Below are 14,024 nucleotides of genomic sequence, written 5' to 3'. Positions count from 1 at the left end.
AAATCTGTTGATTAATTATTTTAGGTCTCGTTGTGAGATTCCGTAGCAGCAGCGGCCCTTTCAGGCCGCCGCCATTTTGCGCAAGTGTGGATTACATCCAACCGCGTTCTTTGTAATACCGTTCAGCACCGGGGTGTAGCGGAGCGGACAAACCATCGGCGATCATGCCTTCTTCGGTCAGATTTTCGAAGGCTGGGTGCAGGCGCTTAAACCGGTCAAAATTGTCGAAAACAGCTTTGACAACTTGATACACGACCTCATCATCGACTGTTGCCGACGTTACAAACGTCGCCTTCACACCAAATGTGTTGATGTCATCAGGGGACCCTTCATACATACCGCCGGGGACAGTCGCTGCGGCGTAGAAAGGGTTTTCTGCGATCAACTCGTCGATCTCGGGACCCGTCACAGGGATTAGGACCGCATCAACTGTCGATACTGCTTCTTGGATCGAACCATTCGGATGACCCACCGTATAGATGATCGCATCAACCTTGTTGTCGCCAAGTGCGGCTGCTTGCTCGGCTGGCTTCAACTCAGACGCCAAAGCAAAGTCGTCCATTGTCCAACCAAGTGCATCCATGACCACTTGCATCGTAGCATATTGGCCCGAACCGGGATTGCCGATATTGACGCGTTTGCCTTTTAGGTCAGCGAAGGTTTTGATACCAGAATCCGCGCGTGCGATCACTGTGAACGGCTCGCCGTGCACAGAGAATACAGCTCGTTCGTCATCGAACTTATTGCCTTCAAACTCGGACGTGCCATTATAGGCGTGATATTGCCAATCGGACTGGGCGACGCCCATATCCATGTCACCCGCCATAATCGCGTTGATATTGGCAATGGACCCACCTGTTGAGGGGGCCGTGCACTTCAAGTTGTGTTCAGCCGTGCCGCGGTTCACCAGACGACAAATTGATTGGCCTACAACAAAGTAAACGCCAGTTTGGCCGCCGGTACCAATCGTGATGAATTGCTCCTGCGCGGTCGAAGCGGTCCCGGCCATCATGGCTCCGGCAAACGCCACGTACTTTAAAAAACTCATAGTTATCTCCCAATACTAAAGTTGTGTCACGTCCTCCTAGAAAGAGGATCTGATATTAAACAACGAAACCTGACAAAGATTCCACGCCTAATTGGGACCCAGTAACGGCCCCTAATTCAAATAATTCCCAGTATGTTTGATCACACTAACGAGCGAATATTCCTTGAGACTGACGAAACGGCGCGATTCCTGCAACTAAATTCACAAAAAATCACCAATTATGTTTATTATTTTCAACAATCCGATGAGTATTGCGTAAAATTCAAGCGCATTCAGCCCGTTCTTTGTCGATATGTTCGCCTGCCACGCCATAGCAATAAATGTCTGGCCAAAATAACACGGAAATGGCGTGAGTTATTCGTAACACACTGACGATAATCAACGAATAGATCGGATGACCAGCCTTTGCGATCCTGCTGATTCTCAAAATCCACAACAAATCATCCGCCATGCCAACCCATGGACGATCACCAGTGATGCAACTTTTGCGTGTAACCCTACTGGGACGCGACCCAAAGGGTATCGATGAACACGGTTGTTCATGGCGCCACGAGACAGCTTATCCACATAGCTGATCAATTTAGGTGGACGCAAAAGCCCGCCTAAATTGAATTCTTTTGTAACGCTTATCCGTGCAATTCAGCCATTGCGTCGGTTAATGCAGCTTCAAAGATTGAAAGACCTTCGTCAATGATCGCGTCCGAGGCGGTCAACGGCACCATTATGCGCAGCGCATTGCCGTGCATGCCACAGGACAACAGAATTAGGCCCCGTTTGAGTGCGTGTGCAACCACAGATTTCGTAAGCGCCGCATCGGGCGTTGCCGTTTCGAAATCTGTCACAAATTCGACCGCCAACATTGCGCCAAGACCGCGAATATCCCACATCCGGTAGGGCGAAACACGTGCGCCGATATCCGCAAAGCGTGTCCGGAAGTATTCTCCAAGCGCTGTGGAACGAGCCAAAAGACCCTCTTCCTCAATAGCTTCGATCGCGGCCAAAGCGGCGGCACATGCAACGGGGTTACCGCCATAGGTTCCCCCCAGACCCCCCGGAATTACTGCGTCCATCACCTCTGCGCGGCCAATGACACCTGCAATCGGGTAGCCACCAGCCATCGATTTAGCGACGGTAATCAAATCGGGTACGACGCCAGAATGCTCAATCGCGAACCAAGTGCCTGTCCGACCAAATCCCGCCTGAATTTCATCCGCAATCAACATAATTCCGTGCTGGTCGCAAATTGCGCGAAGCGCTTGCATCATTTCGAAGGGAACGGGCGTATAGCCACCCTCCCCGAGGACGGGTTCAATGATAATCGCTGCGATCCGCTCGGGTTGCGCGTCTGTCAGGAAGAGGTTTTGCAATCCGGTCAGTGCATCCTGCACAGTGATACCGTCGCGAAGGCTTGGAAAAGGCGCGCGGTAAATATCGGATGGAAATGGACCCACATCCTTTTTGTAAGGTGAAATCTTACCCGTCATCCCGAGCGTCAACAGCGTGCGACCATGATATCCGCCTGTGAAAGCAATCACACCCGGACGCCCTGTTGCCGCCCGCGCAATTTTGACCGCATTTTCGACGGCCTCGGCACCAGTCGTGACCAACAGCGATTTTTTGGCATGATCGCCCGGAGCAAGTTCATTCAGCTTTTCGGCCAAGGCAATATAGGGCTCATATGGCACAACTTGAAAACTGGTATGCGTATAATGATCTTCTTGCGCTTTGGCAGCAGCGACGACCTTTGGATGACGATGGCCCGTGTTGAGAACGGCAATACCACCCGCAAAATCTACATAGCGATTGCCCTCAACATCCCAAAGTTCCGCGTTTTCCGCATATTTTGCAAAGATCGGTGCCGCAGAAGCCACGCCACGCGCAACGGCGGCCTCTCGTCTGGCAATCAACGACGCATTGGATTGCTTCAGAGGAGCGGCATCCGGTACAATTGCGATAACCGACTTGCGTTTCATTGCCGTTCTAGTTGATTTCTTTTTGACTGTATTGGCCATTTAATGACGTCCTTTCCAACGGGTCACCGCTCTCCCAACGAGGGGCGTTTAATATTTCCATACCCTGTTTAATTTAACTGTCAATATCTATTCGCCAAGAAGGAAAGGATCGCCTAGGATCAGTTGGGCGCATATCATTTTTTTGACCGCTTGAGTTTGTACGCGCAACCGTTGTAGGAAGTTGATCTTCTTAGATAATTGCGGAAATCTGCATAGGAATAGCAAAATGGACATTGGCGACCGGCTGCAAGAGATTCGAAAAGCACACGGGTTGTCGCAGCGGGAACTTGCCGCGCGTGCGGGTCTAACGAATGGCACCGTCAGTCTGATTGAGCAGAACAAAACCAGTCCCTCTGTCGCTTCACTCAAGAGTTTGCTAGATGCGATTCCCATAAGCATTGCAGAGTTTTTCACAACTATTGAAGAGCTTAGCGAACCAAAGATTTTTTTTACTTCTGATGAGTTCGTCGAAGTCGCGCCGCAATTCGGGCCCTCAGCCGTGTCGCTTCGACAGATTGGAGATGCCAGCAGGCATACCCTGCAAATGCTGGATGAGACCTATCCAGTAGGTGCCGATACAGGCCCCGAATTTCTGGCGCATGCAGGGGAAGAGGTCGGGGTTGTTATTCAAGGCCAAATCGAAATCACTGTCGGCGATCAGGTTAAAGTCCTTCAAACTGGCGAGGGATACCTATTTGACAGCCGCAAGCCTCATCGCTTCCGCAATGTTGGAAATGAGACGTGCAGGGTTATCAGCGCCTGCACCCCTCCAACGTTCTAGATTACAGCACTCGGATCCCACGTACCAAACGAGTTCTATGTTTGAACTCAGACAGGGACTTCAAACGGGCTAGTCTTGTCACGGTTCAGGTCCGGTCTCTTTCGAGCAATGTTTGCTATGAAGAAGACAAGAAATGGCACCGAGATACACAGGCGTGATGCAGTCAGCATCGTAACAACTAGCGGCCAGACACGGCCACAAGTTGCATCAGATTTAGGCGTGGCTTTATTGACACTGAACAAGTCGGTTCAGAAGCACCAGCACGATGACCTTATGTTTGGGCCTTATCAAGATATCTACAAATAGAACAAGCGCCTTCGGAAGACAGTTCTTCTGCTTCGCGGGGAGAAGGAGGAGTTAAAAAAAGCCACCATCCATTGACCGACAAAGGGAATTGCTACCCCTCTCGGGATCATGCTGCGCATAGCCCTGCCGGGCAATTCCATAGTGGGAACATTCTTCAAATCCATCAAGGCAGAATTAATTTTGAGAGACCTATGGGAGGCGCTGAGGCGCCCTGAAGGTTGCGCGTTTTGAGTTGATGTCAAATTGCGCCCGTTGGCTTATTCCCGCCTGAATGGCCTAGTTTGCGGGGCCTCCTCTAGGCAGTTTCGAATTGTCGATATATTCATCCAAAATGGAATTCCGCAAATCAGACACAGTATCCCGTAAACCGCCATTCCACTGGCTCAGGTTATTCTCGTTGATTGCTATCGGATCGTTTTTGCTGGCGTTGCCTCTGCATGCCCAGACAAAAACCACGTCCGAGGAGACTACGGCAAACGTCGGAAAGGTTGATGACGTCTATTTGGCACCTGTTGTTATAGAGGGCGATGAGTTGTTTTTCCTGCGCGGTTCAAGCGCGCAGCCCGCGGCTGAACGTGCTGCAATTGTTGAGACGAGAATACTTGACGTCGCAGGATCCAGCGCAATCAAGAATTTAAAAATGGACATCCGCGAGGATGCGCTTGGACATCAAATCTTTGCTGGCGTAAACCTTATTTCGACTGTGACCCAAGCCGATTCAGATATGGAAAAGCTGCCGTTGCCCGTGTTGGCGGGGCTGCATGCTGATGCTATTTCTGAGGCAATTTCAAATTACAGGGCAGACCGGACCGACGACGCGCGTGCTGACAGCGCAATTGAAGTCGGGATGTGGACCCTGGTGTTTCTGGTATTTTGTGGAGCCATGCTGTTGCTGCGTAAGAAAGGCAACAAATGGATCAGTATCGTCGTTCAAAGGCAGTTTTCCTCGTTTGAATTGGCAACCAACAAAATGGTTCAGGTTCGCGCCATTGCCGCACTCATCCTCTTTGGTTTTAAGTTTATCCTACTGATCATGTTTGTTCTGGGCTTATATTATTATCTAACTTTCGTACTCTTTGCCGTTGCCGAAACCCGCCCGATGGCGAATCTTTTGCTAACTCATGTCACGGGCCCCGTCCTCAGAATTGCGCTCGGAATTGCTTCGGTCGCGCCGAACATCGTCACGATCTTGTTGATAGCGCTATTGGCGCGCTTCCTAATTCGCGGGCTTCGGGTGTTTTTCGATGCGGTGGCCGCGGGTAGTATTACGCTCGGGGATTTCGAAAAACACTGGGTCGATCCGACATTTAATATTCTGCGAGTGGCCGTAATCTTGATCGCGATTGTATTTTGTTTTCCTTATGTCCCGGGGTCGGATTCCTCGGCGTTTCGAGGGCTGTCTCTCCTCGTGGGCGCGATGCTGTCCCTAGGCTCCAACTCGGTGATGAGCAACGTGTTGTCCGGTCTGTTCGTGATCTACCGTCGCAGCATGAATATCGGTGACCGGATCAAAGTTGGGGCCCATGTCGGCGACGTGGTCGAGATAAAATTGATGGAGACACATATCAAGTCCGTCAAAAACGAGTTGATCAGCATTCCCAATGCGAAAATGTTGAACTCTGAAGTGATCAATTATACAAAGCGCGTGCATGGCAGTGGCCTGCTTCTGCATACCACTGTCGGGATCGGCTATGAAGAGACCCCTGAAAAAATCGAGGCGATGCTAATTGAGGCCGCGCAGCGAACCGATGGGTTGAAAAGCCGCCCAGAGCCTTTTGTACTTTGGACCGAACTTGCTGACTTCGCGATAAATTATCAGGTCAATGCCTTCACCACACGAGGGTCGAGCATCCCTAAGATTACGTCCGACCTTCACAGGAATATCGTTGCCGTATTCAATGAAAACAAGGTACAGATCATGACCCCGTCTTACATCGCCGATCCTATTGATCCAAAAATATCGGCCGAGATTTGGGACGGAAAATTAGCGCACGCCAGTTGATAGTAAATGGCGGCTAACTAGGCGTTAGAAAGTAGAACAACAATTGGTTCTGCCTGCCTTGAATGTAGATCGATATTTTCAAAGCCACTGCATTTGTTCAGTCTCGCAGTCCGGTCACTGATCGATAAATTGCGGCGGCGTTTCACGGACATTGTCGTAGGACGCATTCGTTCCATTTGGCGGCGAAACTCTAAACGTCGAAGACGCGATCTAGGATGAGGTGTCGCATAACAACACCTCTTTTGTCTTGCTTTTCAGAAGGCTCCATCCGATAGGGTGATATGTTCAAAAACCGTGCCTTAGTCTTCATTCTCATAACGCTGATGATCGACGCCATCGGTATCGGCATCGTATTCCCTATCATGCCGGACTTGATGGAGCGCGTGGGTGCGGGTGACACCGGACAAGGCGCTTTGTGGGGCGGGTTGCTCATGGCAGCCTATGCAGGCGCGTTGTTCCTGAGTGGGCCTATCGTCGGCAGCATTTCGGACGCTGTTGGCCGCAGACCGATATTGATCGCCGCGCTCGTTATGTTGGCACTGGATTACGTGATCATGGCTTTGGCCGATAGTTTCTGGCTGCTCCTTCTCGGACGGTCCCTCGCAGGCCTCGCTGGGGCGACCTACATTACCGCGACGGCCTATATTGCTGACATGTCTTCCCCGCAAGAAAAGGCTGCGAACTTTGGCCTCATCGGCGCTGCATTCGGGATCGGCTTTGTCCTTGGCCCCGCTTTGGGTGGTATTGCCGCTGAAATCAGCCTCTCTGCTCCGTTCTGGATCGCCGCGGCCTTGGCGGCGGGCAACGCCTTGTTTGGGTTTTTTGTGCTGCCAGAAAGCTTGACGCCAGAAAAACGCCGCCCTTTTGGCAAGCGCGACCTCAACCCGTTCAAATCGATTTTCGATGCATTCCGCTTGCCGGGTCTTGCTGTGCCACTGCTTTGCATTTTCATCTTCGAATTTGCCAACATGGTTTACCCAACGCTTTGGGCTTTCTGGACCCGCGAAGTGTTCGATTGGCCGACACTTTATATTGGGCTTTCGCTCGCGGCCTACGGCGTGCTTTTGGCTTTTGTACAGGGGGGATTGATGCCGATTTTTATCAGGTGGATCGGGGATTTCCGTACCTTGATGCTGGGCATGATTTCGGCGCTGATCGGGATGATTGGATTTGGCTTCACGGGGTCAATTACGGCTCTGGTGGTCTTTCTTATCCTTGCAGCGTTGTCGGATCTTGTACCTGCATTGATGACAGCTATGGCATCGAACCAGACGGATGACGATCGGCAGGGTGTCGTGCAGGGCGTTATCGCTTCGCTGTCATCCCTTGCCGCAATCCTGTCGCCCCTCGTGATGACGGGACTGTTTCAGACATCCGTTAACGCCGAGGGCACTTACATGCCGGGTGCCCCCTTCTTCTTCGCGGCCGTTCTTGTTCTTGTTATGATGCCGTTGGTCTTTCGCCTACGGGGGCACGCCTCCGCCTGAACATCGACGTGGTCCAACAAACCGTTAGCCAATCCAAGCTTCACAGATGAAAATACCACGCGTTACACGAGCTTCCGTTTTGAAGCATCAGGGTTCACAGGCAGTATCAATTTACACAGAAACCTTGACTGTAACTGGCACTTATTGTCGGAGGTGATCATGATCCAGTCGCGAAGGCGGTTACCTTCACAGTTTTTGTGTCAAATGTGGAGGTGATCGATCTGGATTTCGGTCATTGAATTCAGAAGAAAACGCCTGAAGAAACGAACCAGGCGATGTTTGGATTGCTGGGACGGCAGGGTGTGATCTAGGCCCAAGAGCGTTTAAAGAACAAGGAACCCCTTCCAGCTTCGCTGGGGCGATGAACCACCGATGGAGACAAGAATGGTAGATGCAGTTTTTTTCAAAAACCAAGAAGAGTTTACCGATTGGTTGGATGAACATCATGCCCAAGCCAGTGAACTTTGGGTGGGATATTTCAGGAAGAAAACAGGACGCGAAAGCCATACGTGGTCTGAATCCGTTGATGTCGCTCTTTGTTATGGGTGGATCGACGGTATTCGAAAAACCATTGATGAACATAGTTATAAGATACGCTTTACCCCACGCAAATTAACAAGTGTGTGGAGTGCGGTGAACGTAAAGAAGGTCGAAACACTCCTGCAACTAGGGAAAATGAAACCCGCAGGGCTGCACCTCTTTAACAGCAGAACCGATATGCAAGGCTATTCCAGTGAGCACAGAAACGTTCCGCTTGACCGTGAGTATGAGGTGCAGATCGAAGCGAACCAGTCCGCATGGTCATTTTTCACCAATCTCGCCCCCTCCTACAAAAGAGACTCTATTTGGTGGGTCATGAGCGCCAAGAAAGAAGAAACACGTCTAAAAAGGCTTGGCGTACTAATTTCTTCGTCAGAATCTGGACAAAAAATACCACCCTTGAGAAAGAAGGCATAGTCTCTACAGAATAGTTGCAGTGGTCGCGGGCGCAGCGACCCACGTTGAGCGAAACACAGGCCAACCAACCTGAACGGCCCATTGCTGACCTTGAGCCGTGCGCCATCGTTTCTGCGCGGCACTCACAATGCGGACATTCGCTGGGACCACTTCGATCTTTCAAATTCGGTGTTTTACAGCGGACCTTTGTAGCGCCGCTCTTGCGGTCACCCAACCCAAGTTTAAAATTGGCGGTATCAATCAGATCACATATCTTATATCTCAGGCCGAAATCCGGAAAGGATACTCAATGCCTAAACCAAAAAAGCCGAAAGTAAAACGCCCGGGAGCAAATCCTGTCCAGAAACCTGCTTGGTATCAAGCGCTCAAAGGTTCCGGTGCGCAACATGGCGAGCGACCAACCATGACTGGTAAGAAGGCAAAAAATAAATCTGCATAAGCTGGTTACTGTGTTTCAAAAATTTTTGATATCAAAGCGGCATTGGCAGGCCGTGCTGTCGAACAGAAAGTGGCCTAAACGAGCACCTGCGACGGCACGTTAACAAAAAAGAGGCTAGAGGATTGCGCCCCTAGCCTCCCAGCAATTCACTGGTGAATGACTACTAGCAATTATAGATGCCGACTGCGCATCTGCGGACGGTTCTGCGCCCGACACCAGCAATGCTTACTGGGGTCAGGGGACGACCAATTCTGGCTTCCGCTTGGGTTGCAATGCCTTTGACGCCTGGAACATCAAAATGCGCTCCCAGCTCCAATGTTCCAGCAATAAGAACCGCAGAAACGCCAAGTGTTATAAAACGACGACCTAGTTTCATTGTTATTCTCCCATTCTGATGAAGTCTGGCAGTTCGCTGACTTGCTCTTTGTAGTCCTCAATGCTTACTTCGGTGGCCCCATCAGGCGCCATGAAAGTAAACGCATCGTCAGCCAAAGTTTCGCCAGTGCGCCAATCGCGGATGTTCAAGCTATATTGCAGCCCTTGTTTTTCACCGCGCGTGGTAATCACATACCGACAAGGATAAGGCTGATCGCCTTGCGCAATCCAAATTTGCAGATCAACTTCATCGGTGCGAAGTCCAAGATGGTCGCACTCTTGGCCAGCAATAACGCCGCTACCAAAGTCTTTGACATCCGTGACATTCCCCATCAACGCGGCATATGTATCCGTGGTGAGCAAGTCGGCTGCGGGTAACGGCTGGCCATAACTTTCCCGCAGGGTATCGACCAATTGATCAATTGACCCTGAAATGGGCAACTGGGTGTAAACACCCGCATCTTTACCCAATACGCTGAAATTCGAGCCGTCATAGTTCATGACAATGTTGGTAAACCCACCCACTCTGGTCGCATGAAACTTGTCTGGACGCGCCAAAGCGACTTCGCCAGAGCTGGCAAAGCTGATGATTTGATCCTCGACGGAAACAACATCAAGTGTCGCGTCATAGTCAAAGCTAAACTCTGTGGTCGCGGCTAGATAGTCCGACATCGCCTTAAGAAGGCGATCCGCATCTGCTTCATCCGCCATCGCCGTGGGCGCCAAGAATGCAAACCCCAGCCCCGCTGCGGCAACCCCTATGCGCAAGCGTTTAATTTTGTCAGCCATTTATCACTCCTGATTGTATCGTTAATTTATTGAGCGCCAGTTCAAAAACCGTACGCTCTCCCTTCGTAATTGCAAGGGATTTCCAATTGATTTTTAGTTCACCTTCACAACCGCCGGCGGAGCCCATTTGCCAGAAATGACATCGGACATGGGTGCGTATAAACGCATATTCAACCCAAATCCAGCCTTTAGAGAAGGCAACCAATTGGCTTCTTTCTCGGCATCGGGTGCCTCAGATTGAATATAAATATCAAGCGATCCGTCTGCATTATACGTTAACGGCATCCAGCTTGATACTGCGTAGCGGTTTATTGGATTGGCTATGGGAAAGCCGTCATTGTCATAAAGGGATAGCGACCAAAAAGCTTCGACAGGGGGCAAGTTTGCCTTATCGAAATGAAGGACATAGGCATTATTTCCGTCCAATGCATTGCCATCTGCGTCGGTGAAGGTAAGCGGGTAAACGGAGTCTTGTGGAACGTTCGACCCAAGCCCGAATTTGGCGATTACGGCCCTTTGGAAATAGGCGGTGCCGTAGGTACCGATGCCGCCAGTCATGATGGACCATTGGTTGATCGGCGACGACATACGCGGGAATTTCCAAGTCATTTCTGTGATAGCTTCAGCGGGGGCCGCATTTAGGGCAGCTACAACCCCTTCGGATTGCGCGGAGGCGTCATAGCTTTCTCCCGCGACCAAACCAATCCGTTGCATCCGCTCGACAAAAGGCCAATCAATCAGATGTGCGGGTTGCAGTTTGAGCAATTCCGCTGCTTGGGTGAAGAATTCAACGCCCGTTAAGGCCTCAACCTGTAGATTTGGTGGCGTTTTCATGTCGATGCTTGCGTTTTGCTCGAAGGCTTTCATCTCCAAGGGCGTGCCGTCGCTGCCGTAAGGCGTTAACGCGAACTGATCTTGCAGGGCATGAACGACGTCAAAATCCTTTTCGCCGTTAGTTTGTGTGCGCCCAATCAGCCAAGCATATGTGGTGGGGGCTGCAATCTCGATTGTGCCCTTTGGAAGGCCTTCGGGCATGGCGCTGCTCCAGTCAGGGGGCGTTACAAAGAAGCTCCCAGCCTTGTTGCCCGTTGTGCGCGATCCTATCGATGCAAAGACCTCACTCCACATGTCCAGAAGGGTCGCAACGTAATATCTTTCGCCAGTATCGGGCGTTTGAATGAGGACTGGCCCCTGTGTCAGATCAAGCCACGCTGGGGAATATAGCGTGTCAAAATTTGGCCTTGGAACCGAGTGCATTTCTGGGGTGGGAAACCCGCGCGAGGCCGCGAAAGTGTTCATCGGTGCGGCAAGCCCCGGGTGGCCAGCGGGTACATTCGACAATTGACGCCTCGTATAGTCCATCACCATGAGCGGGTAGAGAAAATAATAAGCCTCTAACGCAATCGCGTCTGGGTGTTTGGTGACGGGTTGCGCAGCCACGGCGGTGGGTGGGGTTGCAAATGCAAATGCAACCGCCACCATTGCCAGACCGAACAAAACGGCACGACGGGTTTTGCTAAATCGAAAAGTCATGTCGTTCCCCCTAGTTCCCAGCCGGAGCTTGTTGTGGCGCAGGCTTTGGCATGACCTGCAACACATAGAAACCACGCCCCATTGCCGTCGGAAAATATGTCCGTCCGCCGTAGCCGGGTGTCGTCAGGGAATTGACGGTTAAAGGCGCATAAAAATCGGATTCCGCCAGTAATTTACCCGTGGCGGCATCGCGCCACGTCAATTGTTCGGTGTATTGGTTCTGGGTAAAGTCCGATTCAAGAATTGTTTGGCTGTCAGATTTCAATCGAATGCTGGTTACCATTAACACACGCTTATCTTTGGGGCCGATCGACGGTTGAAATGTGTTCGAGATGTCGTCGATAACAAAGGCTGTTTCCATCGCGCCTGTTGCTTGGTCGAGTTTAATTCCCGCGATTTTCCTCATCCCCATATCGGCGGAATAGACCATGTTGTTTTCGGGATCGCCACCAGCCTTGGGAGGCGCAAAACTGATTTCGCCTGCTGCAAGCGTATCGCCAAAGGGGTAGATGACCGCTCGCTTGCTCGCGTCGTTTTTATGCACGACGACAACGCTGGAGGCCGCTTTGGTTGAAAACAATCCATTCGTTTGGACAGCCACCCATTCCCCCATGATCGTGGGCGCCGTTAACGCGGTTTGTCCCTCGGACAAGATACCTGAGGCGTCCCAACTTTCATCCGCACTCAGCTTTTTGGCGGTAGGATCCCAGAAATACCGATACAGTTTTTCGGTCGTTCCGAAATAGATCGCGATCTGATCCGCGAGCATGTCAATGATATGCGGCGAGGCTGCAGGGGCAGGAAGGTCCAAGTCATGGAGGACTTCCAATGTGTTTGGGTCGACTGCTGCGAGGTGCGAATTCGGCATTGTCATGCCTTGTGCCGAACATTTAATAATCCGCATTGTTCCTGGAATATTACAGCCAATGGGACGGGTCTGGCTCTTGAGGATCAGCGTGCCATCAGGCGCAATTGTCACGTGTTTATAATTGACCGAAGAAATGGGAACCTCGCCGGTTGGCAGGGTGTTGTGTTTGACAATTCGGCCCGTCGCACTATCCAAAAGAACGATTTGATTAGACCACGTTTGTACAATCATACCGTAGGGCAGCAAATTTAAGTTAGAGCTGCCGATGAAGCGCTTGGAAATGTTCTGGTTATCCACATAACCTTTGGAAGGAAGCAAGAGTAAAAATATTCGCTGTGGTTGGAATGGGAACCGCGTTCTGAGAGTTCGTTTTTGTCAGACTCATCGGCCAAAACCATACCGAGACCACTGACCGCATGATCGGCGGTTACATATTGACAGCAGATAGCTTTTTACTGCGCTTTAAGTCTAGTGAGCGGATTCCATTGGCACTTTTTGAATCGCTAATTGCCCAGCTGATGTCGCGCCCGCAACAGGTAAAACACGCGCCAGAAAGGGAGGGCACGATGTCGGCTCAGGGATTGGAAGTGATCGACCATACGGTGCAACTCACCCATGAATGGATCAACGAATTGCGCGATAGACTAGCTTGGGAGCAGCAGTCGAGATGCCCTGCGTCTGCTGCGCGTGACAATGGCGCAAATTCGCGATCACCTGCAACATGAGGAAGCGGTGCAGCTCTCGGCCCAGATGCCTCTGCTGGTGCGTGGCATGTTTTTTGAGGGGTGGAACCTCGCGCATACCCCCTACGTGATCGAAAGGCGGAGCATTTTATCGCGGCAATCGAAGCCCAAGTTTCGGAAGTTCAGGATTGGCGTGGCGCACAAGATATTGCGGCCGTCTTCAGGACGCTGAACAACAGGATTTCCGAAGGCGAGATCAGGGATGTGAAAGCTGGACTGCCAAAATCTATCTGTGAAATGTGGCCAGACTGATGGGGTTTGAAATGGTTAACAGTTTGACAATCGCACCGGATTTCTTGCGCCGGCTCCTCTTCAAAATGCGCGCGGAAACGCTGGGTGATGAAGACACGCCGCGTGATGCCCGCGACAATGCACTCCCAGAATCGCATCATATCACTCTGAACGAAGAAGTTGGTACGGAGCCGTCCCACGAGAAACTTATTGAGGAAATAGACGCAATGATCCCCGATCACCAATACGAGTTGGTTGCGTTGTTGTGGGTCGGGCGCGGCGATTTCGGTGAAGCGGACTGGGAGGAGGCCTTGTCCCTCGCAGCAAAGCGCTCCTTCCTACCAACCGCCCACTATTTATTGTCCCACCCTTTGGCTGCTGACGACATCACCAACGGCCTTGAGGAATTAGGACATGATCACTTGCTCCAAAATGGGATATATTAGCCCGCAA

General features: G+C 51.2%; 13 protein-coding genes and 1 pseudogene. 8 read left to right on the top strand and 6 right to left on the bottom strand.

The window, feature by feature from the left end; genetic code table 11:
* Nucleotides 1–91: 91 nt before the first annotated feature.
* Both RC74_RS09835 and gabT read right to left on the bottom strand, forming a co-directional pair.
* Nucleotides 92–1,048, bottom strand: coding sequence for a TAXI family TRAP transporter solute-binding subunit (locus RC74_RS09835; RefSeq protein ID WP_039001560.1), 957 nt, complete (start codon nucleotides 1,046–1,048; stop codon nucleotides 92–94).
* A 626-nt stretch (nucleotides 1,049–1,674) separates the two neighbouring features.
* Nucleotides 1,675–3,021, bottom strand: coding sequence for a 4-aminobutyrate--2-oxoglutarate transaminase (gabT, locus tag RC74_RS09825; protein ID WP_052274754.1), 1,347 nt, complete (start codon nucleotides 3,019–3,021; stop codon nucleotides 1,675–1,677).
* A gap of 265 nt (nucleotides 3,022–3,286) precedes the next feature.
* Here gabT and RC74_RS09820 point away from each other — a divergent pair, with 265 nt between their 5' ends.
* The 5 genes from RC74_RS09820 to RC74_RS22135 all read left to right on the top strand — a co-directional run bounded on the left by RC74_RS09820 (nucleotide 3,287) and on the right by RC74_RS22135 (nucleotide 9,032).
* Nucleotides 3,287–3,841, top strand: a complete 555-nt coding sequence (locus RC74_RS09820; protein ID WP_039001558.1) for a cupin domain-containing protein — start codon at nucleotides 3,287–3,289, stop codon at nucleotides 3,839–3,841.
* A gap of 703 nt (nucleotides 3,842–4,544) precedes the next feature.
* Complete coding sequence (locus tag RC74_RS09815) at nucleotides 4,545–6,149, top strand: mechanosensitive ion channel family protein (protein WP_236940053.1); 1,605 nt, start codon at nucleotides 4,545–4,547, stop codon at nucleotides 6,147–6,149.
* A 281-nt stretch (nucleotides 6,150–6,430) separates the two neighbouring features.
* Nucleotides 6,431–7,636 (top strand): tetracycline resistance MFS efflux pump, encoded by a 1,206-nt coding sequence (locus RC74_RS09810; RefSeq protein ID WP_039001557.1) that lies wholly within the window; start codon nucleotides 6,431–6,433, stop codon nucleotides 7,634–7,636.
* Nucleotides 7,637–8,020: 384 nt separating this feature from the next.
* Nucleotides 8,021–8,593 (top strand): YdeI/OmpD-associated family protein, encoded by a 573-nt coding sequence (locus tag RC74_RS09805; RefSeq protein ID WP_039001556.1) that lies wholly within the window; start codon nucleotides 8,021–8,023, stop codon nucleotides 8,591–8,593.
* 289 nt (nucleotides 8,594–8,882) lie between these two features.
* On the top strand, nucleotides 8,883–9,032 hold the full coding sequence (locus tag RC74_RS22135; RefSeq protein ID WP_156477440.1) for a hypothetical protein: 150 nt from the start codon (nucleotides 8,883–8,885) through the stop codon (nucleotides 9,030–9,032).
* 163 nt (nucleotides 9,033–9,195) lie between these two features.
* Here RC74_RS22135 and RC74_RS09795 read toward each other — a convergent pair whose 3' ends face one another.
* From RC74_RS09795 to RC74_RS09780, 4 genes are all read right to left on the bottom strand, one after another.
* Nucleotides 9,196–9,408 (bottom strand): hypothetical protein, encoded by a 213-nt coding sequence (locus RC74_RS09795; RefSeq protein ID WP_039001554.1) that lies wholly within the window; start codon nucleotides 9,406–9,408, stop codon nucleotides 9,196–9,198.
* A 2-nt stretch (nucleotides 9,409–9,410) separates the two neighbouring features.
* On the bottom strand, nucleotides 9,411–10,196 hold the full coding sequence (locus tag RC74_RS09790) for a DUF2092 domain-containing protein (protein ID WP_156477439.1): 786 nt from the start codon (nucleotides 10,194–10,196) through the stop codon (nucleotides 9,411–9,413).
* Nucleotides 10,197–10,289: 93 nt separating this feature from the next.
* The gene (locus RC74_RS09785; protein ID WP_039001553.1) at nucleotides 10,290–11,729 is read right to left on the bottom strand and encodes a DUF1254 domain-containing protein; all 1,440 of its coding nucleotides are present in this window, start codon (nucleotides 11,727–11,729) and stop codon (nucleotides 10,290–10,292) included.
* 10 nt (nucleotides 11,730–11,739) lie between these two features.
* Nucleotides 11,740–12,894: a hypothetical protein gene (locus RC74_RS09780; RefSeq protein ID WP_156477438.1), complete on the bottom strand. Its 1,155-nt coding sequence runs from the start codon at nucleotides 12,892–12,894 to the stop codon at nucleotides 11,740–11,742.
* Between the two features lie 137 nt (nucleotides 12,895–13,031).
* Between RC74_RS09780 and RC74_RS22955 the strand changes: the two genes are divergently transcribed.
* From RC74_RS22955 to RC74_RS09765, 3 genes and pseudogenes are all read left to right on the top strand, one after another.
* On the top strand, nucleotides 13,032–13,322 hold the full coding sequence (locus RC74_RS22955) for a hypothetical protein (RefSeq protein ID WP_156477437.1): 291 nt from the start codon (nucleotides 13,032–13,034) through the stop codon (nucleotides 13,320–13,322).
* Nucleotides 13,291–13,592 (top strand): annotated as a pseudogene (locus RC74_RS22945) (DUF2267 domain-containing protein). The gene RC74_RS22955 and the pseudogene RC74_RS22945 overlap by 32 nt, the downstream one beginning before the upstream one ends.
* Before the next feature lie 11 nt (nucleotides 13,593–13,603).
* Nucleotides 13,604–14,017 (top strand): DUF3775 domain-containing protein, encoded by a 414-nt coding sequence (locus RC74_RS09765; protein WP_039001571.1) that lies wholly within the window; start codon nucleotides 13,604–13,606, stop codon nucleotides 14,015–14,017.
* Nucleotides 14,018–14,024 lie beyond the last annotated feature (7 nt).

This window comes from Falsihalocynthiibacter arcticus, from assembly GCF_000812665.2.
Classification (GTDB): Bacteria; Pseudomonadota; Alphaproteobacteria; order Rhodobacterales; family Rhodobacteraceae; genus Falsihalocynthiibacter; species Falsihalocynthiibacter arcticus.
This window is presented reverse-complemented; position numbering and strand designations above follow the sequence as displayed.